We start from the raw sequence: 22,072 nt of genomic DNA, 5'->3' as shown, positions 1-22,072 counted from the left end.
CCACAGCCAGTACATTCTGGCGTTTTCGAGCACAGGCGCAGGCGGTCAAAGGTTAAACAACTGTTACTTTTGACTCGTTTAAAACGCGCCGTGAGTACCACCGTAACAAGCAGGCATACACTTATGACCGCGACTGCACAGCAGCTTGAGTATCTCAAAAATAGCATCAAAAGCATTCAGGACTACCCGAAACCCGGCATTCTTTTCCGCGATGTCACCAGCTTACTGGAAGACCCGAAAGCTTACGCTCTCAGCATCGATTTACTGGTTGAGCGTTACAAAAATGCGGGCATTACCAAAGTTGTCGGCACTGAAGCTCGTGGCTTCTTGTTCGGCGCTCCGGTAGCACTGGGTCTGGGCGTTGGTTTTGTGCCGGTACGTAAACCAGGCAAACTGCCGCGCGAAACTATCAACGAATCTTACGAACTGGAATACGGCACCGATAAGCTGGAAATCCACGTTGATGCCATTAAACCTGGCGACAAAGTGCTGGTGGTTGATGATTTGCTGGCAACAGGCGGCACCATTGAAGCGACGGTTAAACTGATCCGCCGTTTAGGTGGTGAAGTTACTGACGCTGCATTCATCATTAATCTGTTCGATCTTGGCGGCGAACAGCGCCTCGAAAAGCAGGGCATTACCTGTTATAGCCTTGTCCCGTTCCCGGGCCATTAATTTTCGCCAGCCCACGTCATGGGCAGCACAAGTTGTACATTCAGCCTCGCCGTTCTGACGGGGCTGTGTTAGCATTACCCCTTCGTGAATCCACCTTCCAGCGTTTCAGAGCCTGCCAATGAGTTATCAGGTCTTAGCCCGAAAATGGCGCCCACAAACCTTTGCTGACGTCGTCGGCCAGGAACATGTGCTGACCGCACTGGCGAACGGCTTGTCGTTAGGGCGTATTCATCATGCTTATCTTTTTTCCGGCACCCGTGGCGTCGGAAAAACCTCTATCGCCCGACTGCTGGCGAAGGGGCTAAACTGCGAAACCGGCATTACCGCGACGCCGTGCGGCGTATGCGATAACTGCCGTGAAATCGAGCAGGGGCGCTTTGTCGATTTGATTGAAATCGACGCCGCCTCGCGCACTAAAGTTGAAGATACCCGCGACCTGCTGGATAACGTTCAGTACGCTCCGGCGCGTGGTCGTTTTAAAGTCTATCTGATCGACGAAGTGCATATGCTGTCGCGTCACAGCTTTAACGCACTGTTAAAAACCCTTGAAGAGCCGCCAGAGCACGTCAAGTTCCTGCTGGCGACGACCGATCCGCAGAAATTGCCGGTGACGATTTTGTCACGCTGTCTGCAATTCCATCTCAAGGCGCTGGATGTCGAGCAAATTCGCCATCAGCTTGAGCACATCCTCAACGAAGAACATATCGCCCACGAGCCACGTGCGTTGCAGCTGCTGGCGCGCGCCGCTGAAGGCAGCCTGCGAGACGCCTTAAGTCTGACCGACCAGGCAATTGCCAGCGGTGACGGCCAGGTTTCAACCCAGGCGGTCAGTGCGATGCTGGGTACGCTTGACGACGATCAGGCGCTGTCGCTGGTTGAAGCGATGGTCGAGGCCAACGGCGAGCGCGTAATGGCGCTGATTAATGAAGCCGCTGCCCGTGGTATCGAGTGGGAAGCGTTGCTGGTGGAAATGCTCGGTCTGTTGCATCGTATTGCGATGGTACAACTTTCGCCTGCTGCACTTGGCAACGACATGGCCGCCATCGAGCTGCGGATGCGTGAACTGGCGCGCACCATACCGCCGACGGATATTCAGCTTTACTATCAGACGCTGTTGATTGGTCGCAAAGAATTACCGTATGCGCCGGACCGCCGCATGGGCGTTGAGATGACGCTGCTGCGCGCGCTGGCGTTCCATCCGCGTATGCCGCTGCCTGAGCCAGAAGTGCCACGCCAGTCCTTTGCGCCCGTCGCGCCAACGGCGGTAATGACGCCAACCCAGGTGCCGCCGCAACCGCAACCAGCGCCGCAGCAGGCACCGACTGTACCGCTCTCAGAAACCACCAGCCAGGTGCTGGCGGCGCGTCAGCAACTGCAGCGCGCTCAGGGAGCAACCAAAGCAAAAAAGAGTGAACCGGCAGCCGCTACCCGCGCGCGGCCGGTGAATAACGCTGCGCTGGAAAGACTGGCTTCGGTCACCGATCGCGTTCAGTCGCGTCCGGTGCCATCGGCGCTGGAAAAAGCGCCAGCCAAAAAAGAAGCGTATCGCTGGAAAGCTACAACCCCAGTGATGCAGCAAAAAGAAGTGGTCGCCACGCCGAAGGCGCTGAAAAAAGCGCTGGAGCATGAAAAAACGCCGGAACTGGCGGCGAAGCTGGCGGCAGAAGCCATTGAGCGCGACCCGTGGGCGGCACAGGTGAGCCAACTTTCGCTACCCAAACTGGTCGAGCAGGTGGCGTTAAATGCCTGGAAAGAGGAGAGCGACAACGCAGTATGCCTGCATTTGCGCTCCTCCCAGCGGCATTTGAATAACCGCGGCGCACAGCAAAAACTGGCTGAAGCGTTGAGCACGTTAAAAGGTTCAACGGTTGAACTGACTATCGTTGAAGATGATAATCCCGCGGTGCGCACGCCGCTGGAGTGGCGTCAGGCGATATACGAAGAAAAACTTGCGCAGGCGCGCGAGTCCATTATTGCGGATAATAATATTCAGACCCTGCGTCGATTCTTTGATGCGGAGCTGGATGAAGAAAGTATCCGCCCCATTTGATCGTAAGCACTGCTTACGATCGTCATCCTTAACGTGATTGAGAGAGAAACCTATGTTTGGTAAAGGCGGTCTGGGCAACCTGATGAAGCAAGCCCAGCAGATGCAAGAAAAAATGCAGCAGATGCAGGAAGAAATCGCGAAGCTGGAAGTGACTGGCGAATCCGGTGCTGGTCTGGTGAAAGTGACCATCAATGGCGCCCACAACTGCCGTCGCGTAGAGATCGACCCTAGCCTGCTGGAAGACGACAAAGAGATGCTGGAAGATTTGGTCGCTGCGGCATTCAACGACGCAGCGCGTCGCATCGAAGAAACCCAGAAAGAAAAAATGGCCTCTGTTTCCTCCGGAATGCAGCTGCCGCCAGGCTTTAAGATGCCGTTCTGATGCAAACCAGCCCGCTGTTAACACAGCTTATGGAAGCACTGCGCTGTCTGCCGGGCGTTGGCCCGAAGTCGGCGCAGCGTATGGCGTTCACGCTGCTTCAGCGCGATCGTAGCGGCGGGATGCGTCTGGCGCAGGCGCTCACCCGGGCTATGTCGGAAATCGGCCACTGCGCCGATTGTCGGACCTTCACTGAACAGGAAGTCTGTAACATCTGTTCAAATCCGCGTCGTCAGGAAAACGGTCAAATCTGCGTGGTGGAGAGTCCGGCGGACATCTACGCCATTGAGCAGACGGGGCAGTTTTCCGGTCGTTATTTTGTGTTGATGGGGCATCTGTCACCGCTGGACGGTATTGGCCCGGATGATATCGGACTTGATCGACTGGAACAGCGTCTGGCGGCAGAAAAAATCACCGAAGTGATCCTCGCCACCAACCCGACGGTCGAAGGTGAAGCCACCGCTAACTACATTGCCGAGCTTTGCGCGCAATATGACGTGGAAGCCAGCCGAATCGCTCATGGCGTACCGGTTGGCGGCGAGCTGGAAATGGTCGATGGCACCACGCTGTCACACTCCCTTGCCGGGCGTCATAAGATTCGTTTTTAAGCAAACGAGAGCAGGATCACCTGCTCTCGCTTGAAATTATCCTTCCTTGTCCCCATTTACCCCTCATCCTGTTTTTAACCTTAAAATGGCATTATTGAGGTAGACCTACATGAAAGGACAAGAAACTCGTGGTTTTCAGTCAGAAGTGAAGCAGCTTCTGCACCTGATGATCCATTCTCTCTATTCCAATAAAGAAATCTTCCTGCGTGAGCTTATCTCTAACGCCTCCGATGCGGCGGACAAGCTGCGTTTCCGCGCGCTCTCTAACCCGGATCTGTACGAAGGTGACGGCGAACTGCGCGTTCGTGTTTCTTTCGATAAAGACAAGCGCACGCTGACCATTTCCGATAACGGCGTGGGGATGACCCGCGACGAAGTGATTGACCATTTGGGTACTATCGCTAAATCCGGCACCAAATCATTCCTCGAATCCCTGGGTTCTGACCAGGCGAAAGACAGCCAGTTGATCGGTCAGTTCGGTGTTGGTTTCTACTCCGCGTTTATCGTGGCCGATAAAGTGACCGTGCGTACTCGTGCGGCGGGCGAAAAACCAGAAAACGGCGTCTTCTGGGAATCGGCTGGTGAAGGTGAATACACCGTTGCCGACATCACCAAAGAAGATCGTGGTACTGAAATCACCCTGCATCTGCGTGAAGGCGAGGACGAGTTCCTCGATGACTGGCGCGTGCGTTCCATCATCAGCAAATACTCCGACCATATCGCGCTGCCGGTAGAGATCGAAAAACGCGAAGAGAAAGACGGCGAAACCGTTATCTCCTGGGAGAAAATCAACAAAGCGCAGGCGCTGTGGACCCGTAACAAGTCGGAAATCACCGATGAAGAGTACAAAGAGTTCTACAAACACATCGCTCACGACTTTAACGATCCGCTGACCTGGAGCCACAACCGTGTCGAAGGTAAGCAGGAATACACCAGCCTGCTGTACATCCCGTCGCAGGCGCCGTGGGATATGTGGAACCGCGATCATAAACACGGCCTGAAACTGTACGTCCAGCGCGTGTTCATCATGGACGACGCAGAACAGTTCATGCCGAACTATCTGCGCTTTGTCCGTGGTCTGATTGACTCCAGCGATCTGCCGCTGAACGTTTCCCGTGAAATCCTCCAGGACAGCACCGTAACCCGCAATCTGCGCAATGCGCTGACCAAGCGTGTGCTGCAAATGCTGGAAAAACTGGCGAAAGACGACGCGGAAAAATACCAGACCTTCTGGCAACAGTTTGGCCTGGTACTGAAAGAAGGTCCGGCGGAAGATTTCGCTAACCAGGAAGCGATCGCCAAACTGCTGCGTTTTGCGTCTACCCATACCGATTCTTCTGCGCAGACCGTGTCTCTGGAAGACTACGTTTCCCGCATGAAAGAAGGGCAGGAGAAAATCTACTACATTACCGCAGACAGCTATGCGGCAGCGAAGAGCAGCCCGCACCTGGAACTGCTGCGTAAGAAAGGCATCGAAGTTCTGCTGCTTTCTGACCGCATCGATGAGTGGATGATGAACTATCTGACCGAGTTCGACGGTAAACCGTTCCAGTCTGTGTCTAAAGTTGACGAGTCGCTGGAAAAACTGGCTGACGAAATCGACGAAAGTGCGAAAGAAGCGGAAAAAGCACTGACTCCGTTCATCGACCGCGTGAAAGCACTGCTTGGCGAGCGCGTGAAAGATGTCCGTCTGACCCACCGTCTGACCGATACGCCAGCGATCGTTTCTACCGACGCGGACGAAATGAGCACCCAGATGGCGAAACTGTTTGCCGCAGCGGGCCAGAAAGTGCCAGAAGTGAAATACATCTTCGAACTGAACCCGGATCACGTACTGGTGAAACGTGCGGCAGATATTGAAGATGAAGCCAAGTTCAGCGAGTGGGTAGAACTGCTGCTGGATCAGGCGCTGCTGGCAGAACGCGGTACGCTGGAAGATCCGAACCTGTTTATTCGTCGTATGAACCAGTTACTGGTTTCCTGATGTAATGCCGGATGAATTTTATCCGGCATACAGCTGAATGTGGTGCCGGATGACCTTCGTGTCATCCGGCATTTTTCTTTTCATCCTCTGCACTTTCCGCAAATTATCTCACCATTAACCGTTTCAGCCCCGGGCGCCTTTCTTGAGGCAATCGCCTGTTGGTGGTATCGTTTATCGCTTTTTCAAAAAATTCGACACAATTTAAGGGGATTTTCGCAATGCGTATCATTCTGCTTGGCGCTCCGGGCGCGGGGAAAGGGACTCAGGCTCAGTTCATCATGGAGAAATATGGTATTCCGCAAATCTCCACTGGCGATATGCTGCGTGCCGCAGTCAAATCTGGCTCCGAGCTGGGTAAACAAGCTAAAGACATTATGGACGCTGGCAAACTGGTCACCGATGAACTGGTGATCGCGCTGGTTAAAGAGCGCATTGCTCAGGAAGATTGCCGTAATGGTTTCCTGTTGGACGGCTTCCCGCGCACCATTCCGCAGGCAGACGCGATGAAAGAAGCGGGCATCAATGTTGATTACGTTCTGGAATTCGACGTACCGGACGAGCTGATTGTTGATCGTATCGTCGGTCGCCGCGTTCACGCGCCGTCTGGTCGTGTATATCACGTTAAATTCAATCCGCCGAAAGTAGAAGGCAAAGACGACGTGACCGGTGAAGAGCTGACTACCCGTAAAGACGATCAGGAAGAAACCGTACGTAAACGTCTGGTTGAATACCATCAGATGACTGCACCGCTGATTGGCTACTACTCCAAAGAAGCGGAAGCGGGTAACACCAAATACGCGAAAGTTGACGGCACCAAACCGGTTGCTGAAGTTCGCGCGGCTCTGGAAAAAATCCTCGGCTAATCAAGCCGCAGCAGATCTGCTCTCGGGCAGGTCTGCGTATCCTCCTCAGGCCAGGCCTTTCACAGCAATTAGTTCTTCTTCCTCACTTTTCCGCTACAATTATCAACAAGTTGAATCGATAAGAGGCGGTAATGCGTCAGACTAAAACCGGTATCCTGCTGGCAAACCTGGGGACGCCCGATGCCCCCACTCCTGAAGCGGTAAAACGCTATCTGAAACAATTTTTAAGCGATAGACGCGTGGTCGATACCTCACGGCTGTTGTGGTGGCCGTTGCTGCGTGGTGTTATTTTGCCGCTGCGCTCACCGCGCGTGGCGAAGTTGTACGCCTCGGTCTGGATGGAAGGCGGCTCGCCACTGATGGTTTACAGCCGCCAGCAACAGCAGGCGTTGGCACAACGTTTACCGGATACGCCAGTGGCGCTGGGCATGAGCTACGGCTCGCCATCACTGGAAAGCGCCGTCGATGAACTACTGGCAGAACATGTTGATCATATTGTGGTGCTGCCGCTCTATCCGCAATACTCCTGTTCAACGGTCGGTGCGGTATGGGATGAACTTGCACGCATTCTCGCGCGCAAGCGTAGCATTCCGGGGATTTCGTTTATTCGTGATTACGCCGATAACCACGATTACATTAATGCGCTGGCAAATAGCGTGCGGGCCTCTTTCGAAAAACATGGCGAGCCGGATCTGCTGCTGCTCTCTTATCATGGCATTCCTCAGCGTTACGCGGATGAAGGTGATGATTACCCGCAGCGTTGCCGCACAACGACTCGTGAACTGGCTTCCGCACTGGGAATGGCACCAGAAAAAGTGATGATGACCTTTCAGTCGCGCTTTGGTCGGGAACCCTGGCTGATGCCTTATACCGACGAAACGTTGAAAATGCTCGGAGAAAAAGGTGTCGGTCATATTCAGGTGGTGTGTCCGGGCTTTGCTGCGGATTGTCTGGAGACTCTGGAAGAGATTGCCGAGCAAAACCGTGAAGTCTTCCTCGGCGCTGGCGGGAAAAAATACGAATATATTCCGGCGCTTAATGCTACACCGGAACATATCGAAATGATGGCTAATCTTGTTGCAGCCTATCGCTAAAGAATCGAGCACCGTCGCGTAGAGCATCGTCGGCGGTTTTCATCATCCGTGAATAATGCAAAAAGGCGTGCAGCGTACCGGAGTAGAGTTTGAACTCACAAGGTTGCTGATGCGCCGCTAACGTCTGGTAAAGCAGGCGACTGTCATCCAGCAGCGGATCGAACTCCGCTCCGGCGATATAACAGGGCGGCACATTTCGAGTGAGATCATTATTAAACAGGCAGTAATACGGCGACTCGCGATCCGCTTCGCTGCCTAAATATGCCTCTTCATACATCTGCAAATCCTGTTGCGTTAAGCCATCCCAGGCACCGCCCAGCAGGCGACGAGTCACGGAATCCCGTAACCCATAAAGTCCATACCACAGCAAAACGCCCACAACCTTACCGCAATCGATCTGTTTATCCCGCAGCCACAAGGCGCTGGCGAGCGCCAGCATTGCGCCAGCGGAATCACCGGCAAAGCCAATACGTGACATATTGATTTGATAATCGCCCGCCTGCTGGTGGAAGTGACAACAGGCGGCCACGATTTCCTCTATCGCCTGCGGAAAACGCGCTTCTGGCGAAAGGGTGTAATCAATGCCAATCACCGTACACTGAGTGTAGATTGCCAGCAGGCGCATGATGCGATCGTGAGTATCGAGATTGCCGAGAATAAAACCACCGCCGTGAAGATAAAATAGCGTCGCTGGGCTATCTGAATTTGGACAAAATAAGCGGGCCTCCACCTGTCCATATTTTGTCGGAACTGCGTAATCCCTGGTTTCCATTTCTGGAGCGCCAGCATTCCAGAATCGCCGCTCGAGCGTGTAATGCTGACGCTGCTCGGCAAGTGTTCCTTCTGCGGGCCAGGGCGGTAAATCAGGCTGAAGTGTATTAACAACGGCCCTCATTTCGGCAGAAATCAGTTCCAGTGCGGGTAATTTGTTTTCCATCTTCATAGAAAAACTCCTTTCAAATTACGCCATTGTAAGGAAGCTCTGCCATGATAATGCGATCTCGTCTGCTGATATTGAAACTGGCTGCATCTCGCGCGTTCCCGTGAGATTGTGTTAACATTCGCCGCTCAGTTAACCACCCGTAAAAACAACCATGAAATTTCCCGGTAAACGTAAATCCAAACATTACTTCCCCGTAAACGCACGCGATCCGCTGCTTCAGCAGTTCCAGCCAGAAAACGAAACCAGCGCCGCCTGGGTAGTGGGTATCGACCAGACTCTGGTTGATATAGAAGCGAAAGTGGATGATGAGTTCATTGAACGTTATGGATTAAGTGCCGGGCATTCACTGGTGATTGAAGATGACGTTGCCGAAGCACTCTATCAGGAACTTAAAGAGAAAAACCTGATTACCCATCAGTTTGCGGGTGGCACTATTGGTAACACCATGCATAACTACTCGGTACTGGCGGATGACCGCTCGGTACTTCTGGGCGTGATGTGCAGCAATATTGAAATTGGCAGCTACGCCTATCGTTATTTGTGTAATACCTCCAGCCGTACCGATCTTAACTATCTGCAAGGCGTAGACGGCCCGATTGGACGCTGTTTTACGCTGATTGGCGAGTCTGGCGAACGCACTTTTGCCATTAGCCCTGGCCACATGAACCAGCTACGGGCAGAAAGCATTCCGGAAGATGTGATTGCCGGAGCGTCGGCGCTGGTACTCACCTCATATCTGGTGCGCTGCAAGCCGGGCGAACCGATGCCGGAAGCGACCATGAAAGCCATTGAGTACGCCAAAAAATATAACGTGCCGGTGGTGCTGACGCTGGGGACTAAATTTGTCATCGCCGAGAATCCGCAGTGGTGGCAGCAATTCCTCAAAGAACACGTTTCCATCCTTGCGATGAACGAAGAAGAAGCCGAAGCGTTGACCGGAGAGAGCGATCCGCTGCTGGCGTCTGACAAGGCGCTGGACTGGGTGGATCTGGTGCTGTGCACCGCCGGGCCAATCGGTTTGTATATGGCGGGCTTTACTGAAGACGAAGCGAAACGCAAAACCCAGCATCCGCTGCTGCCGGGCGCTATCGCGGAATTTAACCAGTATGAGTTTAGCCGCGCCATGCGCCACAAGGATTGCCAGAATCCGCTGCGCGTCTATTCGCACATTGCGCCGTATATGGGCGGACCAGAAAAAATCATGAACACTAACGGTGCCGGAGATGGGGCGCTGGCGGCGCTGTTGCATGACATTACCGCTAACAGTTATCACCGTAGCAGCGTACCAAATTCCAGCAAGCATAAATTCACCTGGTTGACGTATTCGTCATTAGCGCAGGTGTGTAAATACGCCAACCGTGTGAGCTATCAGGTACTGAACCAGCATTCTCCACGCTTAACGCGCGGGCTGCCGGAGCGTGAAGACAGCCTGGAAGAATCTTACTGGGATCGTTAAGTTATCGTCGGTTCGTAGGCCAGATAAGGCGTTCACGCCGCATCTGGCATTTGGCTCTCGATGCCTGATGCGACGCTGGCCGCGTCTTATCAGGCCTACATATCCGCGCCCGTTATCAGGCAACCACCGTTTATCCCGTCACCACTTCACCCGCCGGTGGCGTTTCCAGCAGTTCCAGCATAGTACGAGCAATTTCACGCTCGCCCATCACCACCTGATTCGCGCCACGTTCGGTGATATATGCCACCTCGTCGTCATAATGGGCGCGGGCGATAATCTCAATATCCGGGTTTTTCGCGCGAGCAGACGCCACAATCTCGCCTGCTTCGTAACCGTTGGGAATCGTCAGGATCAGCCATTTTGCGCATTCCAGATGCGCCAGTTGCATGATCTCTTCGTTAGCCGCGTTGCCTAATACCGCCCGGACTCCGCGCTCACGCAGTTCGTCGACGCGAGTACGTGACGTCTCAATCACCACTAAAGGAATATCAGACGCGAGCAATTTCTCCCCCAGCAGGCTGCCCACACGACCATAACCTACCAGCAGCGCATGGTTGCAGATATCCACCGGAATCTGCTTCTCTTCTTCGATAGCTTCCTCCAGCGTCTGCTCTTCCAGCGTTTCGGTTTTCGCCAGGTATTTCTCCAGCAGCGCGAACAGCACCGGGTTGAGCATAATCGACAAAATCGCCCCCGCCAGCACCAGGTTTTGCCCCGCCTGCGGCAGCAGATTCAATGCCATCCCCAGTCCCGCCAGGATAAAGGCGAACTCACCAATCTGCGCCAGGCTGGCGGCGATGGTCAACGCCGTACGCTGGGAGTGGCCAAACAACCGGACGAGGAAGAGCGCCGCAACCGATTTACCAAACAGAATAATCGCCAGCGTAGCCAGCACCGCCAACGGCTGTTGAATCAGGATTAACGGATCAAACAACATCCCGACAGAGACGAAGAACAACACTGCAAACGCATCGCGCAATGGCAACGTATCGTGAGCGGCACGGTGGCTAAGTTCGGACTCATTCAGCACCATCCCGGCGAAGAACGCGCCGAGCGCAAAGGAGACGTCAAACAGCTCCACCGCACCAAAAGCAATCCCTAACGCCAGCGCCAGCACCGACAAGGTAAACAACTCGCGCGAACCCGTTGCTGCGCTGCGTGCCATAATCCACGGCACCAGACGGCGACCTACCAACATCATAATGGCGATAAACGCGACCACTTTGCCGATGGTGATACTCATATCCAGCGCCAGCGTCGCAAAGCCCACATCGCCCTGTTCCAGCATTCCGGCTACCGCTGGTAGCAACACCAGCGTCAGGACCATCACCAGGTCTTCCACAATCAGCCAGCCAATGGCGATTTGCCCGCGCTGGCTGTCTATCAACTGCCGTTCTTCAAGCGCACGCAGTAGTACCACGGTACTGGCGGTGGAAAGACACAAACCGAACACGATGCCGGTCATCAACGACCAGCCGATCACGGCAGAAAGAGCCATACCCAGCAACGTCGCCACGCTATCTGGGCAATTGCGCCGGGAATGGCGATAGACTTTACCGCCATCAAATCCTTGAGCGAAAAATGCAGGCCGACGCCGAACATCAGCAAAATGACGCCCAGCTCCGCCAGTTCCGGAGCCAGTTTAGTATCGGCAACAAAACCTGGGGTAAAGGGGCCTGCCAGCACACCCGCTAACAGATATCCCACCAGAGGAGAAATACGCAGTTTATTGGCCAGCATGCCGAGGATAAAGGCAAGCACAAGGCCGCCAACAATTGTGGTGATAAGCGGGGTGGCGTGATGCATTCCGTCTCCTTTTCCTGGTGGTGGTTGTCCATATTTTGGCCGGGAAAACCAAAATTACAGGTAATAGTTTATGACAATTTCATAGATGATGTTTATGAATAATTGTTGAATTTTGCAGAAAAATGGAATTAGCCGCAAAAAAGGCACGGATCGGAAAAGTGATGAGGTGTATGAAGAGGAAAGGCTTATGGTTACTGCAAAATGAAGCAGCCAAAGTTTACCTTTGGCTGCCGGGAATTCAGGATTTATGCCGATTATCAGGTAAGAATATGGTCAACATTCCAAGAAGCGGCAGGAAAGCACATATTTTATAAACTAACTCGATACTGGTATGGTCGGCGATAAGCCCCAGAACTGCGGCTCCAAGGCCACCCATGCCAAAAGCAAAACCGAAAAAGAGCCCGGAAACCATGCCGATACGCCCCGGCAACAGCTCTTGTGCATAAACCAGAATGGCAGAAAACGCCGAGGCGAGGATAAATCCAATAATCACCGTCAAAACCCCCGTCCAGTGCAGGCTTGCGTACGGTAAAATAAGCGTAAAAGGCGCAACGCCGAGGATAGAGCCCCAAATTACATATTTTCGCCCAATCTTATCGCCAACAGGCCCGCCAATCACCGTCCCCGCCGCAACGGCAAATAAGAAGGCAAACAGATGAAGTTGGGCATTCTGGATGGATAATCCGAATTTTTCCATCAGATAAAAGGTGTAATAGCTGCTGATGCTCGCCATATAGAAATATTTCGAGAAAATCAGCACTAACAGTACGCAAACAGCCAGAACGACCTTATTTCGTGGCAGCGGATTGATTATTGGTGCTTTCGGCTTGCCTTTACTCATTCGGTGCTGCGCAGAGTACCAGCGGCTGATTTGCGCCAACACCACGATTGCCAGCAGTGCCGCCAGTACAAACCATGCAACGTTGCCTTTGCCATAGGGGGCGATGAGCACCGCCGCCAGCAAAGGCCCCAACGAACTGCCAAAGTTACCGCCGACCTGGAAGATGGATTGCGCCAGACCATGACGTCCGCCAGACGCCATACGTGCCACGCGGGAAGATTCTGGATGAAAGACCGACGAACCGGTACCGACCAGCGCCGCCGCCAGCAACACCGAGCCAAAACTGCCCGCCAGTGCCAGCAATACCAGGCCGCTTAAGGTAAAGCACATGCCAATTGGCAACGACCACGGCATTGGGTATTTATCTGTCCAGTAGCCGACGACCGGTTGCAGCAGCGAAGAGGCGAGCTGGAAGGTGAGGGTTATCAGCCCAATCTGCATAAACGTCAGGGAAAACTCTGACTGTAATAGCGGATAAATCGCCAGAATCAGCGATTGGATCATGTCGTTCAGCAGATGTGAGAGGCTGATAGCACCTAAAATACCAAACGATGTTCGGGCCTTAGTGGCCGACGCAGTCGCGCCCGCCACAGGCTGGGATTGTTCACTCATTGCCATAGGAAAGTCACTTTTTTAGAGTTGCGATGTGAAAATTTATCTTAATTGTGATTATTACCTGACTAACATACCTGCACGTGCCTTTTGAAGGAAGTCTCAATGTGGAAAACAGAATTTCCAATCTGGATGTAGATTTATCGTAACCGAACGCAGACTTGTCTATGATGTCGCGTCATACTAATTTTCAACACGTTATTATCTGGTCAGGGAGAGAAGTATGAAATTATTGCAGCGGAGTGTGGCATTAGCACTGTTAACCACATTGTCACTGGCGAGTGAAACTGCGTTGGCCTATGAGCAGGATAAAACCTATAAAATTACGGTTCTGCATACCAACGACCATCACGGTCATTTCTGGCGCAATGAATATGGCGAATACGGTCTGGCGGCACAAAAAACGCTGGTGGACGGTATTCGTAAAGAGGTCGCTGCTGAAGGCGGGAGCGTGCTGCTACTTTCTGGTGGCGACATTAATACCGGTGTGCCGGAATCCGATTTGCAGGACGCAGAGCCAGATTTTCGCGGCATGAATCTGGTGGGCTATGATGCAATGGCGATTGGTAATCATGAATTTGATAACCCGCTCACCGTATTACGCCAGCAGGAAAAGTGGGCAAAGTTCCCGTTGCTCTCTGCCAATATCTATCAAAAAAGTACCGGCGAGCGCCTGTTTAAACCCTGGGCGCTGTTTAAACGCCAGGATCTGAAAATCGCCGTTATCGGTTTAACAACTGATGAAACAGCGAAATTAGGTAACCCAGAAAACTTCACCGACATTGAATTCCGTAAACCTGCCGACGAAGCCAAACTGGTGATCCAGGAGCTGCAACAGACAGAAAAGCCGGACATTATTATCGCGGCGACCCATATGGGGCATTACGACAACGGTGAGCACGGCTCTAACGCGCCGGGTGATGTAGAGATGGCGCGCAGTTTGCCGGCCGGATCGCTGGCGATGATTGTCGGCGGACATTCACAAGATCCCGTCTGTATGGCAGCTGAAAATAAAAAGCAGGTAGATTACGTTCCTGGTACACCATGCAAACCGGATCAACAAAACGGCATCTGGATTGTACAAGCGCATGAGTGGGGCAAGTACGTTGGTCGGGCCGACTTTGAGTTTCGCAACGGCGAAATGAAAATGGTCAACTACCAACTGATTCCGGTGAACCTGAAGAAAAAAGTCACCTGGGAAGACGGGAAAAGCGAGCGTGTGCTGTACACCCCGGAAATCGCCGAGAATCAGCAAATGATCTCGCTGTTATCACCGTTCCAGAATAAAGGCAAAGCGCAGCTGGAAGTGAAAATTGGCGAAACCAATGGTCGTCTGGAAGGCGATCGTGACAAAGTGCGTTTTGTACAGACTAATATGGGACGATTGATTCTGGCAGCCCAAATGGATCGTACTGGTGCCGACTTCGCGGTGATGAGCGGAGGCGGAATTCGTGATTCTATCGAGGCAGGCAATATCAGCTATAAAAACGTGCTGAAAGTGCAGCCGTTCGGCAATGTGGTGGTGTATGCCGACATGACCGGTAAAGAGGCGATTGATTACCTGACTGCCGTCGCGCAGATGAAGCCGGATTCCGGTGCCTACCCGCAATTTGCCAACGTCAGCTTTGTGGCGAAAGACGGCAAACTCAACGACCTGAAAATTAAAGGCGAACCGGTCGATCCGGCAAAAACCTACCGCATGGCAACATTAAACTTTAATGCTACTGGCGGTGATGGTTACCCGCGCCTTGATAACAAACCGGGATATGTGAATACCGGCTTTATTGATGCCGAAGTGCTGAAAGCGTATATCCAGAAAAACTCGCCGCTGGATGCGAATGCTTATGAGCCGAAAGGTGAGGTGAGCTGGCAGTAATCTGAAAGTGCCGGATGCTCACATCCGGCACGATGCTTAATCGCGGCGAGCGATATCGGCAAATTTGGCATCGAGGATCTTCGCCAGATCGCTTGCCGCCAGTTCGATATCCAGCCCGCGTTTACCGCCGGAAACATAAATAGTGGCAAATTCTTGTGCGGGGGCGTCGATAATCGTCGGCAGACGTTTTTTCTGCCCTAGTGGGCTAATTCCACCAACCAGATATCCCGTTGAACGCTGCGCGATCATCGGATCGGCCATCTCTACTTTCTTGGCACCCAGCGCCTTTGCTACTTTTTTGAGATCTAATTGACCTGCGACTGGCGTGACGGCCACGGCAAGGTGTTTCATATCGCCGTTCACTGCGACCAGCAGCGTTTTGTAGACCTGATCCGGATTCAAACCTAATTTTTTGACGACTTCATCGCCAAAATTGGTTTCAGCCGGATCGTGTTCGTAGGTATGAACCTGAAAAGAAATTTTGTTTTTTTCGAGTAATTTAACTGCGGGTGTCATCGTAATTTTCCTGCCTCAAACAAAAAACGGAGAAAGCATACGCCTGATGGCGGCCCAAAAAAAAGTGTCATCTTGCCTAAGAGTATTGGCAGGATGGTGAGATTGAGCGACAATCGACTTACACCGTCGTTTAAAGCGACGGCATAATAATAAAAATATGAAATTCCTCTTTGACGGGCCAATAGCGATATTGGCCATTTTTTTAGCGCAACATCTGCGGCAAATTCCCTTCTCCATACAGGTGTAGTGCACCGACCGCGACCACATAGCGCCCCGGCGGCATGGCGCGTAATTTATCCCGCCAGGCAAGATTGCGCTGGTGCATCAGGACATCATACAGCGACTGGCTAAACGTATTGGGCAGCGTTATTTCATTATTTTGCGGCGGCGCATTCAGCCACCAGCTCATCATTTGTTGCAGCAACCGTGCATTGGTATGCCAGTGAGTCAGCGTATCGTCCAGCAGCGCCTGTCCTTTGTCGGGAAGCTGGAGCAACATGGCAATTTGCTTTTCTGCCCCTTCCAATTCAATTACAGGTTTATGTTGTTGCTTCGCCGCCTGCAATAACTGGTAATCGATACCGTATTCTGCCCGCAGCCCCAGCTTTTGTGCCTGCGTCGCCTGAAGAACCATCGCGATTTGCCACAGCGGTTGGGTAGAAAACAGCGAGGGAGAAATGCCCATCTCCAGGCTAATGTGCTGCAGATTTTGCAATTGTTCTTCGCTAATGCGCGCTTCCAGCGCCTCGCAGGCAGGCAAATTAGCAAAAGGCGTATCGCTGGTGGAAACATCCGCCTCGACGATCAGCGCATCGGCGTTTTTGAGTTTTTTGAGCAAACGGGTGGGCAGGGGAGCCATATCGTGACTCCCCATATGAATACTGCCAATCAGATGAAAATGGCGATTGCCGGGAAGAGAGATATCGATAGCAGGCCAGGTGTAATGATTACCGCGCAGCGCGGCCCAAAGCGTTTTTACCCGGTACAACAGATCCATACGACCTCCCTTTGTGAAATATCATGCTAGCGCGCGGGGAGGGATGGCGCAAATGGAGTTGAGACGGATTGAAACTGCGACCGAATATTTGGCACGCCGTGAAGAGCGTGCAAAAAAGATCGCGTAAGGCTAAAACATCGCTTCATCTCGTAGGCCGGATAAGGCGTTTACGCCGCATCCGGCAGTCATGCGTCGATGCCAAATGCGCCGCCCTAAAGCAGCGCATCCGCAATGACGTACTTATTCCTTCGGTTTAAACCGCAGCAACCGGTTGGCGTTACTCACTACGGTAATCGACGAGAGCGCCATTGCCGCTCCGGCAACTACCGGGTTAAGCAGTGTTCCAGTGAATGGCCACAAAATACCGGCGGCGACCGGAATACCGATACTGTTGTAGATAAACGCGCCGAGCAGGTTCTGCTTCATGTTGCGCAGCGTTGCGCGGGAAATAGCGAGCGCATCCGCAACGCCCATCAGGCTATGGCGCATCAGGGTAATCGCCGCGGTTTCAATGGCAACATCACTGCCGCCCCCCATCGCAATACCGACATCCGCCTGGGCCAGCGCTGGCGCGTCGTTAATGCCGTCGCCCACCATTGCCACCTGACGTCCTTCACTTTGCAGACGTTTGATCGCTTCGGCTTTACCGTCCGGCAGCACCCCGGCAATCACTTCATCAATTCCCGCTTCTTTGGCGATTGCATTGGCGGTGGTTGGGTTATCCCCGGTCAACATCACCAGACGATATCCCGCTTTATGCAGGCGTTGCAGCGCCGCCACGCTATCACTACGCAACGGATCGCGTACTGCCAGCAGGGCCACCGCTTTCCCGTCAACCGCCAGCAGCACAGGCGTTGCGCCTTGCGATGCCTGAGCAGTAATCTCCGCTTCGATAGCTTTGGTATCAACCTGTTGCTCATTTAACAACGCCTGATTACCCAGCAATAACGCATGACCTTCTGCTTCACCGCTCACGCCCAGCCCGCGCAATGTGCGGAAACCGTTGACCTGCGGTAGCTGCATATCGCCTGCTTTATCAAGGATCGCTCGTGCCAGCGGATGGCTGGAACCTTGCTCCAGCGCCGCCGCCAGACGCAATGCCTGCGCTTCATCAACATCAGCAAACGTTTTCACTGCGACAACCTGCGGCTTCCCTTCGGTCAGCGTCCCGGTTTTATCGAACACTACGGTATCGAGCGTACTGGCGCGTTGCAGTGCGTCGGCGTCCCGCACCAGCACACCAAACTCAGCCGCCCGCCCGACGCCGGAAATAATCGACATCGGCGTCGCCAGCCCCAGCGCACACGGACAGGCGATAATCAGCACTGTGGTGGCAATCACCAGGGTATAGACAATCTGCGGTGCCGGACCAAAGAAATACCAGATTGCCGCACTGATCAGCGCAATAACCACCACTACCGGCACAAATACGGCAGAGATTTTATCCGCCAGCTGGCCGATTTCTGGCTTGCTGCTTTGGGCCTGGCGCACCATACGAATAATCCGCGACAGCGTGGTATGGCTGCCAACCGCACTGGCGCGAAACAGCACGCTACCGTCCTGAACCACTGTCCCGGCATGGACGCTATCGCCTTCGCCCTTTTGCTGCGGGATAGGTTCGCCCGTCAGCATCGCTTCATCCAGCCACGCTTCGCCTTGGGTAATTTCACCATCTACCGGCACGCGGTCGCCCGTCGTCAGGCGCAGTAGCATGCCTGGCTGAACTTCCGCCAGCGGCACGCTTTTTTCACCTTCGTCAGTAACCAGGCGCGCCGTTGGCGGGGTTAAATCGAGTAATTTCTCCAGCGCCTTTGAAGAACGCTGACGTGCGCGTGCTTCCAGCATATGACCGAGATTGATCAGACCGATAATCATCGCGCTGGCTTCGTAATAAAGATGTCGTGCTTCCATCGGGAACCACTGCGGCCACAGGTTGACGCTCATCGAATAGAGCCACGCCACGCCCGTACCCAGCGCCACCAGCGTATCCATCGTCGCCGCACCGTTGCGCAGGCTTTTCCATGCGCTGCGGTAAAAATGCCCACCGGCAAAAACCATCACCGCCAGGGTTATCAGGCCGATAACCAGCCACAGGCTGCGGTTGTCAGCGGTGACCATCATGTTATCGCCGATCATCCCCCAGACCATCACCGGGATACCCACCGCCAGGGCGACAATCGCCTGCCAGCGGAAGCGCTTCATTGTAGCGATGGCGGTTTCCTGCTGGCGCTCACGGCGTTTAGCATCATCTTCAATCGCTTCCGCGCCGTAGCCCGCTTTCTCCACCGCCTGGACTAAATCTTGTGGGGAGGCACTGCCCATCACCAGCGCAGTACGCTCCGCCAGGTTTACCCGTGCCTGGGTGACGCCCGGTACGCTTTGCAGCGCATTTTGTACGCGGGTGACACAGCTGGCGCAGCTCATGCCGCTCAGCAGCAACTGCTGGCTGTCATCGTCATCGGCGGTCGCTGCCGGAAGCTCATCAGAAACCGCTGTCAGTGCTTCCGACGGGATTGATGACTCCGCCAGCGGTTTAGCCTTTGGGTGGCTTACAGATGCGTCATAACCCGCTTGTTTGATGGTTTCGATCAGCTGTTCTGCACTTGCAGTGCCGGTAACGTGTGCTTCAGTGACAGACACATCCGCCTGCTCAACGTCCGGGCGCTGTTCGAGACTTTCTTTCACGCGTTTAACGCAGTGACCGCAGGACAGGCCGTCCAGGGTCAGGTCGATAGTTTGTGACATAACGTACTCCTTTAAGACAGTGTTGACTGACTGTGATAAAGGGTAAACCTTCCAGCAAGGGGAAGGTCAAGAAATTATTTATCAGCGAAATGAAAAGTCGGCAGAGATTAAAAAATTGGCGCAATTAGCATCAGAATTAGATATTTATCTCTTTGTTTTCCTTTATCTAAAGTACGGGTGCTAAGTTAAATCAGGATGCCTGAAAACTGGCATCGGGGTGAGGAAATACCTCCCGCATCTATAAAAAGGAGTTAACAAAAGATGTTAGATGCAAACAAATTACAACAAGCAGTGGATCAGGCGTATACCCAATTTCACTCACTTAGCGGCGGACAAAACGCCGACTACATCCCCTTTCTGGCGAATGTCCCCAGCCAACTGGCGAGCGTCGCTATCGTAACCTGCGATGGCAATATCTATAGTGCCGGTGACAGTGATTACCGCTTTGCGCTGGAATCCATCTCCAAAGTCTGTACGCTAGCCCTCGCGTTAGAAGATGTCGGCCCGCAGGCTGTACAGGATAAAATTGGCGCAGATCCCACCGGACTTCCCTTTAACTCGGTCATTGCCTTAGAACTTCATGGTGGCAAACCGTTATCACCGCTGGTTAATGCGGGGGCGATCGCCGCTGTCAGTCTGATTAAAGCCGAGAATGCAGAACAACGCTGGCAGCGAATTTTACATATTCAACAACAGCTTGCAGGAGAACAAGTCGCGCTCTCTGACGAAGTCAACCAGTCGGAACAAACAACCAACTTCCATAACCGCGCTATTGCCTGGCTGCTGTACTCCGCCGGATATCTCTATTGCGATGCGATGGAAGCCTGTGATGTCTACACTCGCCAATGTTCCACGCTCATCAATACCGTGGAACTGGCGACGCTTGGCGCGACGCTGGCGGCGGGCGGGGTTAATCCGCTAAGTCAAAAACGCATTCTGCAGGCCGACAACGTGCCATACATTCTGGCAGAAATGATGATGGAAGGACTGTATGGCCGCTCCGGTGACTGGGCGTATCGCGTGGGTTTGCCAGGAAAAAGCGGCGTTGGCGGCGGCATTCTGGCGGTCGTACCTGGCGTGATGGGGATTGCCGCGTTCTCCCCGCCGCTGGATGAAGACGGTAACAGTGTTCGGGGTCAGAAAATGGTGGCATCTGTTGCTAACCAACTCGGCTATAACGTGTTTAAGGGCTGATCATGATGAACGCGGAAGGTGATAACGGTAACAAACCCCTCGGGCTATGGAATGTCGTTTCCATTGGCATCGGGGCAATGGTGGGGGCAGGGATCTTTGCCCTGCTGGGGCAGGCGGCGTTGTTAATGGAAGCCTCAACCTGGGTCGCTTTTGCCTTTGGCGGCATAGTGGCGATGTTTTCCGGTTATGCCTATGCGCGACTTGGGGCGAGTTATCCCAGTAATGGCGGGATTATTGACTTCTTTCGCCGGGGATTAGGGAACGGCGTCTTTTCACTGGCATTATCCTTGCTTTACCTGATGACGCTGGCGGTGAGTATTGCTATGGTTGCCCGCGCATTTGGTGCTTATGCCGTGCAGTTTCTGCATGAAGGCAGCCAGGATGAGCATCTTATATTGCTGTACGCGCTGGCTATCATTGCGCTGATGACGCTCTTCAACTCTTTAAGCAACCACGCGGTAGGTCGACTGGAAGTTATCCTCGTTGGCATCAAAATGATGATCCTGTTGTTGTTGATCATTGCGGGTGTCTGGTCGCTACAACCTGCGCACATTTCTGTCTCCGCGCCCCCCACTTCCGGCGCGTTCTTCTCTTGTATTGGGATTACCTTCCTTGCCTACGCGGGCTTTGGCATGATGGCGAACGCGGCGGATAAAGTAAAAGATCCGGCGGTCATTATGCCACGGGCGTTTCTGGTGGCGATTGGCGTTACTACGCTGCTTTACATCGCACTAGCGCTGGTACTGCTTAGCGATGTTTCGGCATTAGAGTTAGAAAAATATGCCGATACCGCGGTAGCGCAGGCCGCTTCTCCGCTGCTCGGGCATGTGGGGTATGTGATTGTGGTGATCGGCGCTTTACTGGCGACGGCTTCAGCCATTAACGCTAACCTGTTCGCGGTATTTAATATCATGGACAACATGGGCAGCGAGCATGAACTGCCGAAGCTAATGAATAAATCCCTGTGGCGGCAGAGCACATGGGGCAACATCATCGTGGTGGTGTTGATCATGCTGATGACGGCGGCGTTGAATTTAGGCTCGCTCGCCAGCGTCGCCAGTGCCACTTTTTTGGTCTGTTACCTGGCGGTGTTTATGGTCGCTATCCGCCTGCGTCATGATATCCACGCCTCGTTGCCAATCCTCATCGTTGGCACGCTGGTTATGTTGTTGGTGATCATCGGTTTTATTTACAGCCTGTGGTCCCAGGGCAGCAGTGCGCTGATGTGGATTATAGGCGCACTATTACTAAGCCTTATTGTGGCAATGGTAATGAAACGGAATAAAACGGTATAAACCTTCTTGTGCGCAGTGCTTTCTGCACTGCGCTTTTATTTTTTATCCTTAATTTAATCCCTTGCTTATGCTTTTAATAAATAATTCACACCAAAAAGATATATAGACGATAAAACTGTGATTTCTATCACTTCTTAT

16 protein-coding genes, 2 pseudogenes and 1 other annotated feature are annotated in these 22,072 nt (G+C 53.2%); of the genes and pseudogenes, 12 read left to right on the top strand and 6 right to left on the bottom strand.

Annotation, left to right across the window (positions count from 1 at the left end):
- Positions 1-123 precede the first annotated feature (123 nt).
- From apt to hemH, 7 genes are all read left to right on the top strand, one after another.
- The gene (gene apt / locus AACU94_RS14920; protein WP_064529079.1) at positions 124-675 is read left to right on the top strand and encodes an adenine phosphoribosyltransferase; all 552 of its coding nucleotides are present in this window, start codon (positions 124-126) and stop codon (positions 673-675) included.
- 118 nt (positions 676-793) lie between these two features.
- Entirely contained in the window at positions 794-2,725 is a 1,932-nt protein-coding gene (gene dnaX / locus AACU94_RS14915; RefSeq protein ID WP_130215491.1) for a DNA polymerase III subunit gamma/tau, read from the top strand.
- Positions 2,058-2,122: a sequence feature (DnaX frameshifting element), on the top strand. (Overlaps the previous gene by 65 nt.)
- Positions 2,726-2,777: 52 nt before the next feature.
- The gene (locus AACU94_RS14910) at positions 2,778-3,107 is read left to right on the top strand and encodes a YbaB/EbfC family nucleoid-associated protein (RefSeq protein ID WP_001515903.1); all 330 of its coding nucleotides are present in this window, start codon (positions 2,778-2,780) and stop codon (positions 3,105-3,107) included.
- Complete coding sequence (recR, locus tag AACU94_RS14905) at positions 3,107-3,712, top strand: recombination mediator RecR (RefSeq protein ID WP_130206305.1); 606 nt, start codon at positions 3,107-3,109, stop codon at positions 3,710-3,712. Before AACU94_RS14910 ends, recR begins: the two co-directional genes overlap by 1 nt.
- 109 nt (positions 3,713-3,821) lie before the next feature.
- A complete protein-coding gene (htpG, locus tag AACU94_RS14900; protein WP_135489677.1) occupies positions 3,822-5,696 on the top strand; it encodes a molecular chaperone HtpG in 1,875 nt (624 codons plus the stop codon).
- 218 nt (positions 5,697-5,914) lie between these two features.
- A complete protein-coding gene (gene adk / locus AACU94_RS14895) occupies positions 5,915-6,559 on the top strand; it encodes an adenylate kinase (protein WP_001313630.1) in 645 nt (214 codons plus the stop codon).
- A gap of 131 nt (positions 6,560-6,690) precedes the next feature.
- Positions 6,691-7,653 (top strand): ferrochelatase, encoded by a 963-nt coding sequence (gene hemH, locus AACU94_RS14890; protein WP_135489676.1) that lies wholly within the window; start codon positions 6,691-6,693, stop codon positions 7,651-7,653.
- Here the strand turns inward: hemH and aes are convergent.
- Positions 7,628-8,596: an acetyl esterase gene (gene aes / locus AACU94_RS14885; RefSeq protein ID WP_130215495.1), complete on the bottom strand. Its 969-nt coding sequence runs from the start codon at positions 8,594-8,596 to the stop codon at positions 7,628-7,630. The two genes, hemH and aes, sit on opposite strands and share 26 nt — an antisense overlap.
- A gap of 151 nt (positions 8,597-8,747) precedes the next feature.
- Between aes and gsk the strand changes: the two genes are divergently transcribed.
- Positions 8,748-10,052: an inosine/guanosine kinase gene (gene gsk, locus AACU94_RS14880; protein ID WP_130215497.1), complete on the top strand. Its 1,305-nt coding sequence runs from the start codon at positions 8,748-8,750 to the stop codon at positions 10,050-10,052.
- A 130-nt stretch (positions 10,053-10,182) separates the two neighbouring features.
- Here gsk and ybaL read toward each other — a convergent pair.
- Both ybaL and fsr read right to left on the bottom strand, forming a co-directional pair.
- Positions 10,183-11,858 (bottom strand): annotated as a pseudogene (ybaL, locus tag AACU94_RS14875) (YbaL family putative K(+) efflux transporter).
- A gap of 238 nt (positions 11,859-12,096) precedes the next feature.
- Positions 12,097-13,317: a fosmidomycin MFS transporter gene (fsr, locus tag AACU94_RS14870; RefSeq protein ID WP_130223189.1), complete on the bottom strand. Its 1,221-nt coding sequence runs from the start codon at positions 13,315-13,317 to the stop codon at positions 12,097-12,099.
- Positions 13,318-13,534: 217 nt separating this feature from the next.
- On the opposite strand from fsr, the gene ushA reads away from it, so the two are divergent.
- Positions 13,535-15,187 carry a bifunctional UDP-sugar hydrolase/5'-nucleotidase gene (ushA, locus tag AACU94_RS14865; protein ID WP_135489675.1) on the top strand — a complete coding sequence of 551 codons (1,653 nt, stop codon included), beginning with the start codon at positions 13,535-13,537 and terminating at the stop codon, positions 15,185-15,187.
- A 36-nt stretch (positions 15,188-15,223) separates the two neighbouring features.
- On the opposite strand, the gene ybaK is transcribed toward ushA, so the two are convergent.
- Both ybaK and AACU94_RS14855 read right to left on the bottom strand, forming a co-directional pair.
- Positions 15,224-15,703 (bottom strand): Cys-tRNA(Pro)/Cys-tRNA(Cys) deacylase YbaK, encoded by a 480-nt coding sequence (ybaK, locus tag AACU94_RS14860; RefSeq protein ID WP_135489674.1) that lies wholly within the window; start codon positions 15,701-15,703, stop codon positions 15,224-15,226.
- 202 nt (positions 15,704-15,905) lie between these two features.
- On the bottom strand, positions 15,906-16,700 hold the full coding sequence (locus AACU94_RS14855) for a TraB/GumN family protein (RefSeq protein WP_130215507.1): 795 nt from the start codon (positions 16,698-16,700) through the stop codon (positions 15,906-15,908).
- Positions 16,701-16,749: 49 nt separating this feature from the next.
- On the opposite strand from AACU94_RS14855, the pseudogene AACU94_RS14850 reads away from it, so the two are divergent.
- Positions 16,750-16,827: pseudogene (locus tag AACU94_RS14850) on the top strand (HigA family addiction module antitoxin); the annotation flags it as partial.
- Between the two features lie 113 nt (positions 16,828-16,940).
- On the opposite strand, the gene copA reads toward AACU94_RS14850, so the two are convergent.
- Positions 16,941-19,445, bottom strand: coding sequence for a copper-exporting P-type ATPase CopA (copA, locus tag AACU94_RS14845; protein WP_135489673.1), 2,505 nt, complete (start codon positions 19,443-19,445; stop codon positions 16,941-16,943).
- A gap of 261 nt (positions 19,446-19,706) precedes the next feature.
- Here copA and glsA point away from each other — a divergent pair, with 261 nt between their 5' ends.
- Complete coding sequence (gene glsA, locus AACU94_RS14840; RefSeq protein ID WP_130215511.1) at positions 19,707-20,639, top strand: glutaminase A; 933 nt, start codon at positions 19,707-19,709, stop codon at positions 20,637-20,639.
- A gap of 2 nt (positions 20,640-20,641) precedes the next feature.
- Positions 20,642-21,934, top strand: coding sequence for an APC family permease (locus AACU94_RS14835; RefSeq protein WP_130206329.1), 1,293 nt, complete (start codon positions 20,642-20,644; stop codon positions 21,932-21,934).
- Positions 21,935-22,072: the final 138 nt, after the last annotated feature.

Origin of the sequence: Escherichia sp. E4702, from assembly GCF_963883545.1 — a bacterium.
Classification (GTDB): domain Bacteria; phylum Pseudomonadota; class Gammaproteobacteria; order Enterobacterales; family Enterobacteriaceae; genus Escherichia.
This window is presented reverse-complemented; position numbering and strand designations above follow the sequence as displayed.

What these genes read in the sequence shown, in the direction of transcription:
- adk (WP_001313630.1), top strand. Translation starts at nt 5,915, where the DNA reads ATGCGTATCATTCTGCTTGGCGCTCCGGGCGCGGGGAAAGGGACTCAG.
- apt (WP_064529079.1), top strand. Translation starts at nt 124, where the DNA reads ATGACCGCGACTGCACAGCAGCTTGAGTATCTCAAAAATAGCATCAAA.
- AACU94_RS14835 (WP_130206329.1), top strand. Translation starts at nt 20,642, where the DNA reads ATGATGAACGCGGAAGGTGATAACGGTAACAAACCCCTCGGGCTATGG.
- copA (WP_135489673.1), bottom strand. Translation starts at nt 19,445, where the DNA reads ATGTCACAAACTATCGACCTGACCCTGGACGGCCTGTCCTGCGGTCAC.
- dnaX (WP_130215491.1), top strand. Translation starts at nt 794, where the DNA reads ATGAGTTATCAGGTCTTAGCCCGAAAATGGCGCCCACAAACCTTTGCT.
- AACU94_RS14910 (WP_001515903.1), top strand. Translation starts at nt 2,778, where the DNA reads ATGTTTGGTAAAGGCGGTCTGGGCAACCTGATGAAGCAAGCCCAGCAG.
- glsA (WP_130215511.1), top strand. Translation starts at nt 19,707, where the DNA reads ATGTTAGATGCAAACAAATTACAACAAGCAGTGGATCAGGCGTATACC.
- recR (WP_130206305.1), top strand. Translation starts at nt 3,107, where the DNA reads ATGCAAACCAGCCCGCTGTTAACACAGCTTATGGAAGCACTGCGCTGT.
- aes (WP_130215495.1), bottom strand. Translation starts at nt 8,596, where the DNA reads ATGAAGATGGAAAACAAATTACCCGCACTGGAACTGATTTCTGCCGAA.
- ybaK (WP_135489674.1), bottom strand. Translation starts at nt 15,703, where the DNA reads ATGACACCCGCAGTTAAATTACTCGAAAAAAACAAAATTTCTTTTCAG.
- fsr (WP_130223189.1), bottom strand. Translation starts at nt 13,317, where the DNA reads ATGGCAATGAGTGAACAATCCCAGCCTGTGGCGGGCGCGACTGCGTCG.
- hemH (WP_135489676.1), top strand. Translation starts at nt 6,691, where the DNA reads ATGCGTCAGACTAAAACCGGTATCCTGCTGGCAAACCTGGGGACGCCC.
- AACU94_RS14855 (WP_130215507.1), bottom strand. Translation starts at nt 16,700, where the DNA reads ATGGATCTGTTGTACCGGGTAAAAACGCTTTGGGCCGCGCTGCGCGGT.
- htpG (WP_135489677.1), top strand. Translation starts at nt 3,822, where the DNA reads ATGAAAGGACAAGAAACTCGTGGTTTTCAGTCAGAAGTGAAGCAGCTT.
- gsk (WP_130215497.1), top strand. Translation starts at nt 8,748, where the DNA reads ATGAAATTTCCCGGTAAACGTAAATCCAAACATTACTTCCCCGTAAAC.
- ushA (WP_135489675.1), top strand. Translation starts at nt 13,535, where the DNA reads ATGAAATTATTGCAGCGGAGTGTGGCATTAGCACTGTTAACCACATTG.